Consider the following 15768-nt stretch of genomic DNA (forward strand, 5'->3'; position numbering starts at 1 on the left):
GACAGAGGACAAAGGAGGGAAGCTCTTTGCTTTATATTACCGGAAATATGCATGGGGAGATGGCCCGGTTTGAGGATTCCCGGATACGCAAGTTGAAAAAAGGCGATACGCTGATTGTCTGCGGCGATTTCGGCTTTCTTTGGGACGGCGGGGCGAAAGAGGAAAAGAACCTGAAAAAGCTTGGCAGTAAGAAGTATCAGATTTTGTTTGTGGACGGGACGCACGAGAATTTTGACCTGTTGGAAAAATATCCCATCACAGATTGGAACGGCGGGAAAGTACAGCAAATCAGCGGGAACTTGTACCACCTGATGCGCGGCCAGGTCTACGAGCTGGAAGGCAAGAAGATCTTTACCTTTGGCGGCGGGGAGAGCACGGAAAAGCAGATGTACATAGAGGCGGGAAAATGGTGGGAACAGGAGATGCCCGGCCTGGAGGAAATGCGCACAGCGGTGGATAACCTGCGCGCCAACCAGTTTCAGGTGGACTACATCCTCACGCATGAACCTGCCCCCGGGATGCCGGCGCACAAGGTCAACCCAAAGGACACCACCAACCAGCTGGATGCCTTCTTCGACGAGCTGGTCAAGCGTGTCCAGTACGACAAGTGGTTCTTCGGTTCGCTCCATATCGACCGCAAGATTACGGCGAAAACCTATGCGGTGTTCAACGAGGTCGTACCGCTATGAGGATTCTGCATACGTCCGACTGGCATTTGGGAAAGATGCTCTTTGGGCGCTCCCTCTTAGAGGATCAGACATATTTTGTCGACCGGGTGTTCCTGCCCCTTGTGGAGCGGGAACACCCCGATTTGATTCTGCTGGCGGGCGATGTCTTTGACCGGCCCATTGCGCCGGTGGAGGCGATCCAGCTGTTTGACCATTTTATCGAGGAGACCCACAGGCTGGGAGTACCGCTTGCGGTCATCAGCGGCAATCACGATGGCGCCGACCGCATGGCGCTGGGGGCGCCTCTGCTGCGCGAGAACGGGGTGGCCATCGCCACAAAGCTGGAAGATGCCTTTCAGCCGGTTTTGCTTTCCGAGCGCGTACATTGCTATTTATTGCCCTACTTCGAGCCCGCCCAGGCGCGGCAGGTGCTGGGAGTGGACGTGCGGGGGTTCCAGGAGGCCTACCGTGCCGTATTAGACCGGGTGCGGGAGCGCTTTGTCCCTGGCGCGGTCAATGTGCTCGCCGCACACTGCTTTGTGATGGGCGGGGAGACCTCTGCCTCGGAAAGCCCTACTTTTGTCGGGGGAAGCTCCGAGGTCAGCCCCGCATGTTTCGAGGGCTTTTCCTATGTGGCCCTGGGCCATCTTCACCGGGCGCAGAAGGCGGGGCCAAATGGCCGCTATGCCGGTTCCCCGCTCAAGTACTCTTTTGACGAGGCGCATCACCGAAAGTCGGTGACGATGGTCACATTCGAGGAGGAGCAGGTCAAAAGCGAAGCCATCCCTGTGGAGCCATTGCGCGACCTGCGGACCCTTTCCGGTACAATGGAGGAGCTTTTGGAGCTGGGAAAACGGGCATCCAGCGAGGATTATCTCTATGTAGAATTACTGGACGACTCCCCGGTGTACATGCCCATGGATCGTCTGCGCCCCTATTTTCCCAACCTTTTGGGGATCAATTCGCAATGGCTTTCCCGCGCGGGGGCCGGGGAAAGCGCCGGGCTGCGGGAGCAATTGCTGCACCATAGGACGGACGATGCCTCCATTTTTGAAGCGTTCCTCAAGCAAATCTGTGGCTTGGACCCCGATGCGGCAGATCGGAACCTGTTTTTGCAGGCAATGCGCGGGGAGGGGGAGGAAACATGAAACCAATCTCTGTGACCATGCAGGCGTTTGGCTCCTATTTGAAGCAGACAACCGTGGATTTCCGCGCGCTGGGGGACAATCCCATCTTTTTGATTACCGGGGCGACCGGCGGGGGAAAGACCACCATCCTGGACGCCATGTGTTTTGCCCTCTACTGCAAAGCGACCGGCGGACGGCGCAGCTGGGGCAGCATGCGCTGCGCCGCAGCTCCGAAGGGCGCGGAAACCATGGTCGATTTTATCTTCCAGTTGGCGGGCACGACGTACCGTTTTACGCGCTCGCAATCCCAATACGCCGCGCGTGGAACCGGCGCGCTCAAGACAAAGGAGACGCACGCCTGCTACCGGATGGAGGGCGGCGAATGGGAGCTTCTGCTTTCCGGTGCGGAGTCCCGCGTCCGGGAGAAGGCGGAGGAAATCTTGGGCCTCACCTGCGAGCAGTTTTCCCAGGTCATTGTGTTGCCGCAGGGGGATTTTTTAAAGCTGCTCCTGTCCAGTTCGCGCGATAAAGCGCAGATGTTCCAAACGCTCTTTGCAACGGGGCGCTGGGAGCGTGCGGCGCGCAATTTGAAGGAGATGGCCGCCGTGCTTGGCAAACAGGCGGGCGAGCTCGAGGCGGCAAAGCGCTCCATTTTGGAACGGGAAGGAGTAGGGACCCTTCCACTCCTTGAAGAGAAGGAGGCCGCCCTGCGCGAACAGTTGGTTCAGGCCAAGGCGGCGCAGGAGGCCGCGGAAAAGGCATTCCAAAACGAAAATGCAGCTTTGCGGGCGGCAGAGGCACTTTCTGAGCGCTTTGCTGCCTTGGAGCAGCAGCAGACCCAGCGCAAGATATTGGAACAAAAGCAGGAAGAAATGGAAGCGAATCGCCGCCGTTTGGCCCAGGCCCGCCGTGCCGCGGGGGTATACCCCTATTTCACAGCGCATCAGGCGGCGCAGAAGGAGTTGCTCACAAAACGGCAAGCACATGCGGCGGCGCAACAGAATCTGGTAAAAGCGGAGGCCGAATGCAAGGCGGCCCAGGCGCAGCTTCCCTTGGCGGAGCGCTACCGTTCCCAATTGCCGGAGCTGGCAAAGGAAGAGGAGCGCTTGCGCAACCTGCGGGAGCATGCGCTCAAGTGGCAGGCGCTTCAAAAACAGCGGACGGAACATGCGAAGCGGATGGCTTTGTTGGAAAAGCAGCGGGCAGAGGCGCAGGCGCGTTTGGAAACGGCGGACCGCCAGCTGGCCGATGGGAATGCATACATAGAGAACGCACAAAAGCAAATTTCCCTGCTGCCGCGCCTGCTGGAACAGGTACAGCAATTGATGGATCAGGACGCTGCAGCGGCTCTGGCCGTACACTTGGAGGAAGGGGAACCTTGCCCGGTCTGTGGGGCTGTGCATCATCCCCACCCGGCACAGCCGAGCAAGCGGCTGCAAGAGGCCCAGGACGCACTCAAACGGGCGCGCAAAGCGGCGGACATGCTGGAAAGCGCGCAAAAACGGCTCCAGCAGCGCCGGGAACAGCGCGAACAGGCGAAGGAAGATCTTTCCCAGTCCAACGAAAAGATCGCTTCCCTGCGCAGCGAGCAGCAAGCACAGGCATCCGCAGAGCGCGAGGTGTTGGACAAACTGGGCGAGCTGCGGGAATTGCCTGCGATCGATCAACGGCTGACGGAGGTGCGTTTGCAGGAAAAGAAAAACACCGATGCAGCGGGCAAAATCGAAGGGCGTGCGAACGCGGCGCAGCGGGCCGCGGCAACGGCAAAAGCCGTATGCGACAGCGCTGCACAGGCGCATCGGGAGGCGCAAGCAGCGGAGAACGCCGCAGCGCGGAGGCTGCAACAGGCGCTGGAGGAATCCGGCTTCGAACAGCAGGTGGACTATGCCTCCCTCTTGCTTTCCCCGGAGCGGATGGAATCCCTGGAACACACCATACAAGCCTACGCCGCCGCCGTAGCAAGCGCCGACCAGCAGATCAGCCGCTTGCAGAGGGAACTGTCGGGTAAGGAACAGCCGGATCTCAATGCCCAGCGGAAAAGGCAAGCGCAGGCGCAGGAGGCCGCCGCCCAGGCCGCCCAGGCCGTCGGGAAGCTGGAGCAAACGGCTCTTGCGGCAAAGGAATCGCTGGGGCGCCTGCGCAAGTTGGAGGAAAAAGGGAAAAAGTTGGAGGAGGAATATGGGCGCACCAACCGTCTGGCAGCGCTCCTGTCGGGCAAAAATGCATGTAAAGTCCCGCTGCATCAGTTCGTCTTGGGCGTGATGCTGGACGACATCCTCTCTTCGGCCAACCAGTTCTTTGCCACATTGAGCTCTGGAAGGTACAGCCTCAGCCGTGTGGTAGGAACGACCAGCGGAAATGCTTTGGGCGGATTGGACCTGGAGGTCATCGACGCCTATACCGGTGGGGCGCGCGCGGTGGAGACGCTCTCCGGCGGGGAGCTGTTTCTCGCTTCCCTGTCGCTGGCCTTTGGCCTCTCCGACGTGGTGCAGAGCTACTCCGGCGGGGTCCATTTGGATTCCCTGTTCATCGACGAGGGCTTCGGTTCGCTGGATCAGGAGACGCTGGACACCGCGATGAAGGCGTTGGCGCAATTGCAGCACATGGGGCGTACCATCGGGATCATCTCCCATGTCAGCGAGCTCAAAAACCGCATCGCAGCGCAGATTATTGTTGGGAAAGACCGGGACGGCGGCAGTACGGTCCGGATTCGAACCGCATAAGTTTGTTTATAGCAACAGAAAATCCCCAGGAGTCCTGATGGATGGATCCCTGGGGATTGCGTTTTCATGGATAAAAACTGCGGGAATGGCCGATGGAAGCGCAATGGAGTTCGCTTAACCGCCTACCAGCGTCTGGAAGAGTTGGTTGACCTCCGCACGCAAGCCGCGATGTTCCGGCTGCTCCAATGCGAAATCCTGTGTCAAAATCGTGTGGGCTGCCTGCTGCGCCTGTTTTAAGATCTCCATGTCCTGCGCCATATCTGCAATTTTCAGGTCGGGCAAGCCGTGTTGCCGGGAACCGAAGAAATCGCCCGGGCCGCGCAGACGGAGGTCTTCATCGGCGATCTCAAATCCATTGGAGGTGCGGCACATCACCTGTAAGCGCGTGAGGGCCTCTTCATTTTGCGCGTCGGAGAGTAAAATACAGGTCGAACGGTGGGTACCGCGCCCGACGCGCCCGCGGAGCTGATGCAATTGCGACAGGCCATACCGTTCGGCGTTCTCGATCAGCATCACGACCGCATTCGGCACATCCACGCCCACCTCCACCACCGTGGTGGAAACCAGAATGTCCAACTGTCCAGCGGCGAAATCCGTCATCACCGCTTCCTTTTCCTTGGCCTTCATACGGCCGTGCAGTATGCCAATGCGGTTGCCGGGCATCCATTCCGTGCGCAGCCTTTCCGCATACTGCGTAACCGCTGCCATGTCGTTTTCGCCCTCTTCGATGGTGGGGCAGATGATGTAGCATTGCAACCCCTGATCGATGTGCTTCTGCATATAGCGGAAAGCGCGCATGCGTTTGGAACTGTCAATGGCATAGGTTTCGATCTTCTGGCGGCCGGGAGGAAGTTCATCCAGGACTGAGAGATCGAGATCGCCGTAGATCATCAGTGCAAGCGTGCGGGGGATGGGGGTTGCGCTCATGACCAGCAGATGGGGATTATTCCCCTTGGAGGAAAGCGTTGCGCGCTGCGCCACGCCGAAGCGGTGTTGTTCGTCCGTGACGACAAGGCCCAAGTTTTGGAATGCAACGCCCTCGGAGAGCAACGCGTGCGTGCCGATTACCAGGCGGATCTCGCCGGATTGGAGCTGTTCCGCCAGCTTTTTCTTTTTGCCAGCGGCTAGGGAACCGGTTAACAGCGCAATGGGGATGCCGGTTGGCGCGAGAATGGCGGAGAGGGTCGCATAGTGCTGCCGCGCGAGGATTTCCGTGGGCGCCATCAGCGCGGCCTGCATGCCATTTTCGATCACATTGTAGCACAGCGCAGCGGCCACGGCGGTCTTGCCGGAGCCCACGTCCCCCTGAACCAGACGGTTCATGGGGCTGCCCCCCATCATGTCCGTCATTGCCTCCCGTACAGCGCGTTTTTGCGCATTTGTGGGTGTGAAGGGCAGGAGGCGGTAGAATTCTTCGGTGCAGTCCTTTGTCAAGCGCAGGGGGCTTTCTCCGCGTTTCCGGCTTTTCATGCGCAGAAGCCCCAATTGAAGCACCAGCAGTTCCTCAAAGATCATACGGCGGCGTGCGCTTCGAAGGCCGTCCATCGTGCGGGGGAAGTGGACCGTCTCCAAGGCATCCCGGAGCGGCCAAAGCTGTTGCTGCCTTCGCAGCGGTTCCGGGATGGGGTCGCGCAGATCCCGCGGGAGGAGCAAAAACGCATTTTTGACAGCGTTGGCGATCATTCGGGAACTGAGCCCCTGCGTCTGCCGGTAGATGGGGATGATCGCGGGGCAGCTCGCTTCTGGATAGAATTCCGGGGACAGCATTTCGCGTTTCAAAAAATTCGCGGATACCTTCCCATAAAATAGATACGATTCTCCCTCGATCAAGCGGTCTTTGACGTAAGGATTGTTAAAGAATGTGATTTCCAGATCGCTTTCTCCATCGGTCACCCGGCATTTACAAAGAAGCATCCCGCCGCGGACCCGTGTTTCCGTGGGCGGGCGGTACAGCGTTGCCCGTATGGCACAGGGCTCGTTTAGCGGAGCTTGCCGGATGGGATAGGGGGCGGTCATATCTTGATAGGCGCGCGGATAGAGGCGCAGCAAAGCGCCTACGCTGGGAGCGCCGATTCTTTCAAACAGCTTGGCGCGCTTTGGCCCCACACCCTTCAATTCTTGAATCGGCATAGAAAACAAAGACATGCTTTCCACCTTCCTTACCATCCTAGAATCAACAAAAGCCGGATTTCTCCGGCTTTTGAAACACACATATTCTTTATGAATTCGTAAATCTGGCGTTTTCAGCATCCCGGGAGCGGGTGCTTTCTGTCCGGCGAACACAGGACTTCTTTTGAGCAGTAAGGTACGCGCCGGCCATGTTTGCCTCCAAGCGCAGCAATGAGAGATGGTTAAACGCAGAAAGAAACCACCGGTTCATGCATTAGATGGCTTTGAATTTTCGGCCCTCCGGGAGCGGGTGCTTTCTGTCCGGCGAACACAGGGGTTCTTTTCAGCAACAAGGCACGCGCCGGCTGTCTGCCTCCAAGCGCAGCAATAGGAGATGGTTAAACACAGGAAGAAACCACCGATTCATGCATTAGATGGCTTTGAATTTTCGGCCCTCCGGGAGCGGGCGCTTTCTGTCCGGCGAACACCGGGCTCCTTTTCAGCAGCAAGATACGCGCCGGCTGTTTGCCTCCAAGCTCAGCAGTGGGAGATGGTTAAACGCAGAAAGAAACCACCGGTTCATGCATTAGATGGCTTTGAATTTTCGGCCCTCCGGGAGCGGGTACTTTCTGTCCGGCGAACACAGGGGTTCTTTCCAGCAGCAAGGTACGCGCCGGCTGTCTGCCTCCAAGCTCAGCTTGGTTATTCGACGGAGATGATGAAGTAATAGACGGGCTGGCCGCCGTTAACCAAAGTGACCTCGATGTCGTTGCTGATTTTGGACTTGATCCGGTTATATGCATCGTTTGCCTGGGCTTCTGTGATCTCCTCACCATAGATGATGGTGATAAAGGACGTGCTGCGGTTCACCATGGAGCGGGTCAATTTGCTGCATGTGTGGATGATGTCCTTCTCCACCAGTTCCATTTTGCCGTTGCGCAGGCCGAGGATGTCTCCCTCGTGAATCTTATGCCCGTTATATTCCGAATCGCGCGCCGCGAACGTTACGGTTCCAGTTGCCACGTTTCCAGCGGCTTCCATCATGGTAACGGCGTTTTGCTCTGTGGAAACGTCCGGGTCATAGGCCAGCATCGCAGAAAGCCCCTGCGGGATGGTGCGCGTCGGAAGGACGATCACCTTGCGGTCCTTCACAAGCGGTACCGTCTGCTCTGCCGCCATAATGATGTTCTTATTGTTCGGAAGAACCATGACGGTCTTTGCCGGGGTCGCCAGCACCGCTTCCAGAATGTCGTTCGTGCTGGGATTCATCGTCTGGCCGCCGCTCACCACGTGGGTGCAGCCCAGATCGGTGAAGAGCGTCTTGAGGCCTTCGCCCACTGCAACGGATACAAATCCGATTTCCTCCGTGGGTTCCGCCGGGGATAGCGGTTCCTTTTCCGCAGCCGCTTTTGCTTTTGCCGCTTCGTTGGCTTCCGCCGCCTTGCGGTGCTGCTCTTTCATATTCTCGATCTTAACGGTAAGAAGCTGGCCAAATACAAGCGCCGCTTGAAGCGCATTGCCGGGCTCTTCCGTATGCACATGCACTTTGATGATCTCTTCATCGTCCACAACAACTACACAGTCGCCGATCCCTTCCAGATACTGGCGAAGCTCCTGCGGATCTTTTTCGCAATCCGGGTCGCGTCCCACAATAAATTCGGTGCAATAGGTGAAATGGATCTCCTGATCGAATTCCGCCGCAGCATTGCGGAAAAATTCGTCTGCACTCAAGTTGGAAACGTCCGCCGGGGCTTCGTTCACGATTATTTTGTGATCTTTAAAGACGGACATCATACCGTCAAAGATGTGGCACAAACCCTTGCCGCCGGCATCCACCACGCCGGCCTTCTTCAAGACGGGCAGCAGCTCCGGTGTTTCCTCCAATGCTTCGGCAGCTCCCTTGCAGATGGCACTCCACACATAGACCGGGTCGTTGTCGATCTCGGCGGCCGCTTTGCCTTTTTCATAGGCTACACGGGAAACCGTCAGAATGGTCCCCTCGGTCGGCTTCATAACGGCTTTGTAGGCAGCTTCCACACCGATACCAAGCGCATTTGCCAGTTCTGTGCCATCGATTTCTTCGCAGCCCTCTATCCCTTTTGAAAAACCGCGGAACAGGAGGGAGAGGATTACGCCGGAATTCCCTCTGGCCCCACGCAAAAGGGCGGAAGCCGCTTTGTGCGCAATTTCGCCAATGCCACCCTGTGCATTTTCCAAATCCCGCGCGGCGGCGCCCATCGTCATGCTCATATTCGTCCCGGTATCGCCGTCCGGGACAGGAAAAATATTTAACTCGTCTACAGAGGTTTTATGCTTTGCAATATTGTTGGCGCCAGAAATGATGGCATCCCGCAATTCGGTTCCATTGATCACTTCGAACACTCCCTCGGTAATATTTTTATAGCCACGGCTGTGTTTCTTTGCTTAATTTTCTACTCGTTACTTTAGGGATTTTATTGCATATTATACCATATTCCCCACTGGGATTCAATCGATATTATTGCCATAAAAAAGCGAAGATAGGCGAACAAGCGGATAGAACCCGCAAAAAAGGGTCCCGCACGGAAGACCAGCCGCATATCTCTGGCAGGTCGGCCCGCGCGGGAACCCTTTTTTCATCATCTTTGCTCCACAATTAAGCGGATAGCCGTGCGTTCTTCGCCATCGATTACAACACTGGCGAACGCCGGGATACATACGAGATCGATCCCGGCAGGGGCGAGATATCCGCGGGCAATGGCAACCGCTTTAATCGCCTGATTTGCAGCGCCTGCACCCACGGCTTGCAGTTCTGCGCTTCCAGACTCACGGATGACTCCGGCGATTGCGCCGGCCACTGCGTTCGGTGCGGACTTTGACGACACTTTTAAAGGTTCCATAAAGCCATCCCTCCAACGTCCCTTGTATTGGAAATTTACGAAACCATCGCAGGTTTTTCCCCCTTTATGATAAAACATTTTGTACAAAGTTTCAAGCGGAAAAGAGGAATAACTAGCAATTCTTTTTGCGATTTCCAGTATTTATTCGATTAGAAGGCGTTCTATTGCCGTGGTTTTGCCCGTTTTTTCGTCAATTGTAAAAAGAACGCACCCCATTTGACAAGCGCCATCTGCAAGATCGAAACGCACCGGCATCTTTGTGCGCATTTTTTGGATGACAAGCTCCGGCTTCACGCCGAGCACGGAACGCTTCGGTCCGGTCATCCCCAGGTCGGAGATATAGCCGGTGCCGTTGTCTAAAATACCTTCGTCTGCTGTTTGGACGTGCGTATGCGTGCCAAAGACAGCGGAGACGCGCCCGTCCAGATAATAGGCGAGGGAGCGCTTCTCCCCAGTGGCTTCCGCGTGCATATCGACCAGCGTGATCTTTGGGACTCCTTCCGCAAGGATGCGGTCCGCAACGTCGAAAGGAGAATCCATGCTTTCCATGTAGACGACCCCCATCAGGTTGAGGACGCCCACTTGGATGCGCCCCATATCCACAACACAGAAACCACGGCCAGGAGCAAGGGAAGGGAAATTGGCCGGGCGCAGGAGCGTCTCACAGGAATCAAAGAGTTCATAGGATTCCTTGCGGCGGAAGGTGTGGTTCCCAGCGGTAATCACATCCACGCCGCTGTCAAACAGAAAGCGGGCGGAGGTGGGCGTAATCCCGTTCCCATCGGCGGAGTTTTCTCCGTTTGCAATGACGAGGTCCACCCCCTTAACCTTTTTCAGTTGGGGCAAATGTGCCCGTAAAAATTTGCAGCCGATGCTGCCCACAACATCGCCAATCGCGAGAATATTCATAGCAGTTGCCTCCCAGAGTGGTTCTTTGTTCAGATTTTTGGTTCATCGAAGGAAAAATACTAATAGAGCACATGGAATGCGGATTCCGATGGCTTTTCAGCGACCGACCGCATTTCGATGTGGTCGATGAAGCTGTATCCATTTCCGCGGCGGATCCCAGCGGAAAAGGCCGCCACCGCCTCGTCCGGCCCCTGCGCCTCCAATTCGACAGCGCCGTCGGCCCGATTGCGGACCCAACCGGTCAGGCCGTTTTTCTTGGCGTTTTGCAGGCATGTCCAACGGAACCCTACGCCCTGTACGCGCCCGTGGACGACCATCCTATAGCGCGGCATTTGAAAGCCTCCTCCTTTGGTATGAAAAGAGCGGGCATTGCTGCCCGCCCTTGGAATTCTTATTTTGCGTATTCAATCGCGCGGCTTTCACGAATAATGTTGACCTTAATCTGGCCTGGATATTCGAGGTCGCTCTCAATCTTTTTACAGATATCCCGCGCAAGTAGGACCATTTTATCGTCGGAGATGACATCCGGCTTCACCATGATGCGGATCTCGCGGCCTGCCTGGATCGCATAGCAGCGCTCGACCCCTTCGAAGGAAGAAGCCACCTCTTCCAGTTTCTCCAGACGTTTGATGTAATTTTCCAGATTTTCACGCCGCGCGCCCGGCCTTGCGGCGGAAATGGCATCCGCGGCCTGTACAATGCAGGCAATGACCGTCTTGGCCTCCACATCGCCGTGGTGTGCTTGAATTGCGTGGATAACCGTCTCGCTCTCTTTATATTTGCGCGCCACATCGACGCCGATGTCCACATGGGAACCCTCGATTTCGTGGTCGAGCGCCTTGCCGATGTCGTGCAACAGACCGGCGCGGCGTGCGATTGTGGGATCAAGCCCCAACTCCGAGGCAATCACGCCGGAGAGGTAGGCGACCTCCAAGGAGTGGTTCAGGACATTCTGGCCATAGCTGGTGCGGTAGCGCAGACGGCCGAGCAATTTGACCAACTCGGGATGGATGCCATTGACGCCGGCTTCGATGACCGCGCGCTCGCCCTCCTGTTTGATCGTGGCGTCCACCTCGCGGCGCGCCTTCTCGATCATCTCTTCGATGCGCGCCGGATGGATACGGCCGTCCGCAATGAGCTTTTCCAGTGCGATACGCGCCACTTCGCGGCGCACCGGCTCAAAGCTGGAGAGCGTGATGGCCTCCGGCGTATCGTCGATGATGAGGTCGACGCCGGTCAGGGTTTCGATGGCCCGGATATTGCGGCCCTCGCGACCGATGATGCGGCCCTTCATCTCATCGTTGGGCAGCGGCACCACCGAAATGGTGGCTTCGGCCACATGGTCGGCGGCACAGCGCTGAATCGCCATGGAGATGATCTCGCGGGCGGACGCCTCTGCATCCTCGCGTGTCTGCTGTTCAAACTCCATGAGTTTGACCGCCTTCTCGTGCGTCAGCTCATCTTCCAGGTTTTTCATCAAATAGTCCTTGGCCTGCTCAACGGTGAAACCGGAAATACGTTCCAGCATTTCAAACTGGCTCTTCTTTACCGCTTCCGCCTCGGCCAACCGCTCGTCGGCCTGCTTATTTTTGTTGTTTAGGATTTCGTCCTTAGCCTCTAAGCTCTCGATTTTCTTGTCCAGGGTTTCTTCCTTTTGCTGAATGCGGCGTTCCTGGCGCTGGACTTCCTTGCGGCGGTCGTTTAGCTCTTTTTCCGCCTCGGTGCGCTGCCGGTGAATCTCGTCCTTACCTTCGAGAACAGCCTCTTTTTTCTTTGCCTCTGCGGTCTTGATCGCCTCGCTCACAATGCGTTTGGCCTCGTCTTCCGCGGAGTGAATCGCAAATTCTGCGGTCTTCTTGCGGTGCGCAACGCCAGCAAAAAAGGCAATTGCCGCACTAATCACAGCGCATACCAGCGCAATGACAATACATACGGGGAGTGAAATTTGATACAATTCTGTTGGCACCTCCTTGTTTTCCATTTGATTCAAGGGGGCACTGAACCAGAACCGCGCAGATCAACCGATCCGGTGGCAGCCCATCGGGGAGGGCTTTATGCTTCCTTCCAATACGGCGCAAACGCGCAAAGAAACCTACGGCCTGCCCTTCCTTAATAAACAGGACCGGGAATCTTTGCCTGCAATTGGGCGTAGTTGGATACAGGGATTCCTTCCTTTCGATATGGAAAAGCGCAAAAATACGGTTCCCTATGGGAGGTGGCGGCAACATTTATGAAAAGGCACGCTCTGCCGCTGGCACACTTCCCGGATACGCCTGGGGCATGTTCGAAACGTTATTCAAGATAAATAAAGCCGAGAAAAAAGACCGCCGAGCAGCAAACAACCTAAAAAAACTGCGCCAGCGGGTCCTGCTTCCCATATGGATTGGTTTCCCAAACATGCACAAAGCAAAAGTATTTTTAACACAGATCCGGCCGAACATTTGCCGGTGTTGATATAAAGCGAGTTCCTTCAGCGTTTCCCCATGGGGTGGCCGGGATTCCCGATCACCCTGCATTTGAAATTAAAATCTTGGAAACTACGGATGCAATGCATCCACTGTGAAACAATCATCACGGTTATAATTGTATTACGATATATACCCGGATGTCAAGAATTTTGATGTCAATATGTATAAATTATGAATAAAATGTGATGGAATGCTTTGAAACAATCACAAGAAAAATCCCGCTTGACAACCAGTGGGGGGAATGATAAGATAAAACCAGATCAAAAGGTTGAAAGCGTTGATGAGGACGCCGTAAATCCCCAGCAACAGAGAGCACGCGCAGTAGCTGGAAGCGCGGGCGGCAGGCGGGATTTGCAAAGGCCACCACCTCGGAGCGTGCGCCGAACGCGTTGTGCAGAAGGCGTGCCGTATGGCCGCGTTATAGGCCGCTGAAAGGACAGGATTCCTGTCGAATCAGGGTGGAACCGTGGGTTATACAACCCGCCCCTTTGTTGAGAAGGGGCGGGTTTTTTGTTTGTTGAAATTGAAAAAGGAGACGAGAATATGGTAAAAGTAACGCTCAAAGGCGATGTGCGGGAGTATGAGGCCGGCACAACCATCGCTGAAATTGCAAAATCCATCGGCGCGGGCCTGTATAAGGCCGCTTGCGCCGGCAAAATCGACGGGGAGGCTGTGGACCTGCGCACCCCTGTGACGAAGGACTGCTCCGTCGAGATCCTAACCTTTGATACGGCCGAAGGGAAACATGCCTATTGGCACACCACCTCCCACATCATGGCGCAGGCGGTTCAGCATTTGTTCCCGGACGCAGTGTTTGCCATCGGCCCGGCCATTGAAAATGGATTCTATTATGACATGGACCTGCCGCGTACCCTCACGCCGGAAGACCTCGAAAAGATCGAGGCGGAGATGAAGAAAATCATCAAGCAGGACCTTCCGCTGGAAAAATTTGAGCTTGACCCGGACGAAGCCAAGGACATGATGGCGAAGAACAACCAGGTCTATAAAGTGGAATTGATCGAAGAACACTCCGGCAAGGGCGAGAAGATCAGCTTCTACAAGCAGGGCGATTTTACAGACCTCTGCGCCGGCCCGCATCTGATGTCCACCGGCTGCGTCAAGGCGGTCAAGCTGTTGAACTGCACGGGCGCTTATTGGCGTGCGGACGCGAACAACAAGATGTTGCAGCGCGTGTATGGCATCTCCTTCCCGAAGGCGTCCCAGCTGGACGAATACGTCACGATGCTGGAAGAGGCGAAAAAGCGCGACCACCGCAAGATTGGCAAGGATCTGGAGCTCTTCACCATCATGGAAGAGGGGCCCGGATTCCCGTTCTTCCTGCCAAAGGGCATGGTGCTGAAAAACCTGCTGATCGACTATTGGCGTGAGATTCACCGCGAGGCGGGATACCAGGAGATCTCTACGCCGATCATCCTGAGCCGGAAGCTCTGGGAGCGCAGCGGCCACTGGGATCACTACCAGCAGAATATGTATACCACTGTAATTGACGACGAGGATTACGCGATTAAGCCGATGAACTGCCCGGGCGGGATTTTGGTCTATAAGACAAAGCTGCACTCCTACCGCGACCTGCCCCTCCGCATCGGCGAGTTGGGTTTGGTGCACCGCCATGAGCTCTCCGGAGCGCTCCACGGCCTGATGCGCGTACGCTGCTTTACGCAGGACGACGCCCACATCTTTATGACGCCGGAGCAGATCAAAGATGAGATCAAAGGCGTTGTGCGCCTGATCGACAAGGTGTACAGCACCTTTGGGTTCAAATATCATATCGAATTGTCCACCATGCCGGAGGACCACATGGGCGCCTTGGAGGATTGGAACACGGCGACCGACGCCCTGCGCGATGCGATCAGCGAACTGGGCTATGACTATGAGGTCAACGAGGGCGACGGCGCATTCTATGGCCCGAAGCTGGACTTCCATCTGACCGACTGCCTTGGCCGTACCTGGCAGTGCGGCACCATCCAGCTGGACTTCCAGCTGCCGGAGCGCTTCGAATTGGAGTACACCGGTGCAGACGGTGCAAAGCACCGCCCGATCATGATTCACCGCGTGGTGTTCGGCAGCATCGAGCGCTTCATCGGCATCCTGACCGAGCACTTTGCCGGTGCGTTCCCGATGTGGCTGGCGCCGGTACAGGTGAAGATTCTGCCGATCGCAGAGCGCCATCACGAGTATGCCGCGAAGTTGGAAAAGGCCCTCACGGATGCAGGGCTGCGCGTAGAAAACGACCTGCGCAGCGAGAAGATCGGCTATAAGATCCGCGAGGCGCAGCTCCACAAGATTCCCTATATGCTCGTCGTGGGCGATAAGGAAATGGAAGAGGGGAATCTCTCCGTGCGCAGCCGCAAGGACGGCGATTTGGGCGCGATGACGCTGGAATCCTTCATTGAAAAGGCACAGCGGGAAGTGGCGGAGAAAGCCCGCGATTGATGCATTCGTAGGCCAACCTTTCCGCAAAAATTAAATATTGGCAAAGCTAAAAGGCGCTGGGATTTTACCCAACCATAACATGTTTTTATGGATGGGTTTCCCAGCGCCTTTTGTGTGCTTTCAGGAAAGGTTCGCATTTTGTCTCAAAAATTATGTAAAGTAATTTTTTTGCGATTTTTCCACGGAATTGCACAGCTCGATTTTATAAGGTGGTGGAAAAGTAGGAGGAAATAGGGGAAAATGCCGCCCGTTCATGTGGAAAACTTAGTGGAAAATGTGGAATACTATAATTCTTGCAGAATGGGAGAGGGGGAGAAATGTAAAGATTATGTAAAGTAATGATTACGGAAATGAAAAAGAATTTTTTCTGCAAAAAGAGGCTTGCAACTGCGGCAAGTTTATGGTAAAATAATAAAGCTACACAAATAGAA

At 55.9% G+C, this 15768-nt stretch carries 10 protein-coding genes; 4 read left to right on the forward strand and 6 right to left on the reverse strand.

Going from position 1 to position 15768, the window contains the following annotated elements; genetic code table 11:
- The first annotated feature begins 26 nt into the window (after positions 1-26).
- Genes I2E77_RS00640 through I2E77_RS00650 form a run of 3 tightly spaced genes read left to right on the forward strand, consistent with a single transcriptional unit; the run spans position 27 to position 4518 of the window.
- Positions 27-689, forward strand: coding sequence for a metallophosphoesterase (locus I2E77_RS00640; RefSeq protein WP_087229958.1), 663 nt, complete (start codon positions 27-29; stop codon positions 687-689).
- The gene (locus tag I2E77_RS00645; RefSeq protein WP_195450409.1) at positions 686-1816 is read left to right on the forward strand and encodes an exonuclease SbcCD subunit D; all 1131 of its coding nucleotides are present in this window, start codon (positions 686-688) and stop codon (positions 1814-1816) included. The genes I2E77_RS00640 and I2E77_RS00645 overlap by 4 nt, the downstream gene beginning before the upstream one ends.
- Positions 1813-4518 (forward strand): AAA family ATPase, encoded by a 2706-nt coding sequence (locus tag I2E77_RS00650; RefSeq protein WP_195450410.1) that lies wholly within the window; start codon positions 1813-1815, stop codon positions 4516-4518. The genes I2E77_RS00645 and I2E77_RS00650 overlap by 4 nt, the downstream gene beginning before the upstream one ends.
- Positions 4519-4632: 114 nt before the next feature.
- Here I2E77_RS00650 and recG read toward each other — a convergent pair whose 3' ends face one another.
- The 6 genes from recG to rny all read right to left on the reverse strand — a co-directional run bounded on the left by recG (position 4633) and on the right by rny (position 12369).
- On the reverse strand, positions 4633-6684 hold the full coding sequence (gene recG, locus I2E77_RS00655; protein WP_279323467.1) for an ATP-dependent DNA helicase RecG: 2052 nt from the start codon (positions 6682-6684) through the stop codon (positions 4633-4635).
- Positions 6685-7329: 645 nt separating this feature from the next.
- Entirely contained in the window at positions 7330-9000 is a 1671-nt protein-coding gene (locus I2E77_RS00660; protein ID WP_191405350.1) for a DAK2 domain-containing protein, read from the reverse strand.
- A 245-nt stretch (positions 9001-9245) separates the two neighbouring features.
- Complete coding sequence (locus I2E77_RS00665) at positions 9246-9506, reverse strand: stage V sporulation protein S (RefSeq protein WP_054323577.1); 261 nt, start codon at positions 9504-9506, stop codon at positions 9246-9248.
- Between the two features lie 141 nt (positions 9507-9647).
- The gene (locus I2E77_RS00670) at positions 9648-10415 is read right to left on the reverse strand and encodes a TIGR00282 family metallophosphoesterase (RefSeq protein WP_087229973.1); all 768 of its coding nucleotides are present in this window, start codon (positions 10413-10415) and stop codon (positions 9648-9650) included.
- Between the two features lie 59 nt (positions 10416-10474).
- Positions 10475-10747: an acylphosphatase gene (locus I2E77_RS00675; protein WP_087229975.1), complete on the reverse strand. Its 273-nt coding sequence runs from the start codon at positions 10745-10747 to the stop codon at positions 10475-10477.
- A gap of 59 nt (positions 10748-10806) precedes the next feature.
- Positions 10807-12369, reverse strand: coding sequence for a ribonuclease Y (rny, locus tag I2E77_RS00680; protein ID WP_237966740.1), 1563 nt, complete (start codon positions 12367-12369; stop codon positions 10807-10809).
- Between the two features lie 1057 nt (positions 12370-13426).
- Between rny and thrS the strand changes: the two genes are divergently transcribed.
- The gene (gene thrS, locus I2E77_RS00685; RefSeq protein WP_191521408.1) at positions 13427-15337 is read left to right on the forward strand and encodes a threonine--tRNA ligase; all 1911 of its coding nucleotides are present in this window, start codon (positions 13427-13429) and stop codon (positions 15335-15337) included.
- Positions 15338-15768: the final 431 nt, after the last annotated feature.

It is taken from the genome of Anaeromassilibacillus sp. 1001302B_160321_C8 (assembly GCF_015554745.1).
GTDB lineage: Bacteria > Bacillota > Clostridia > Oscillospirales > Acutalibacteraceae > Anaeromassilibacillus > Anaeromassilibacillus stercoravium.

What these genes read in the sequence shown, in the direction of transcription:
- I2E77_RS00645 (WP_195450409.1), top strand. Translation starts at nt 686, where the DNA reads ATGAGGATTCTGCATACGTCCGACTGGCATTTGGGAAAGATGCTCTTT.
- I2E77_RS00650 (WP_195450410.1), top strand. Translation starts at nt 1,813, where the DNA reads ATGAAACCAATCTCTGTGACCATGCAGGCGTTTGGCTCCTATTTGAAG.
- recG (WP_279323467.1), bottom strand. Translation starts at nt 6,684, where the DNA reads ATGGTAAGGAAGGTGGAAAGCATGTCTTTGTTTTCTATGCCGATTCAA.
- I2E77_RS00665 (WP_054323577.1), bottom strand. Translation starts at nt 9,506, where the DNA reads ATGGAACCTTTAAAAGTGTCGTCAAAGTCCGCACCGAACGCAGTGGCC.
- I2E77_RS00670 (WP_087229973.1), bottom strand. Translation starts at nt 10,415, where the DNA reads ATGAATATTCTCGCGATTGGCGATGTTGTGGGCAGCATCGGCTGCAAA.
- I2E77_RS00675 (WP_087229975.1), bottom strand. Translation starts at nt 10,747, where the DNA reads ATGCCGCGCTATAGGATGGTCGTCCACGGGCGCGTACAGGGCGTAGGG.
- thrS (WP_191521408.1), top strand. Translation starts at nt 13,427, where the DNA reads ATGGTAAAAGTAACGCTCAAAGGCGATGTGCGGGAGTATGAGGCCGGC.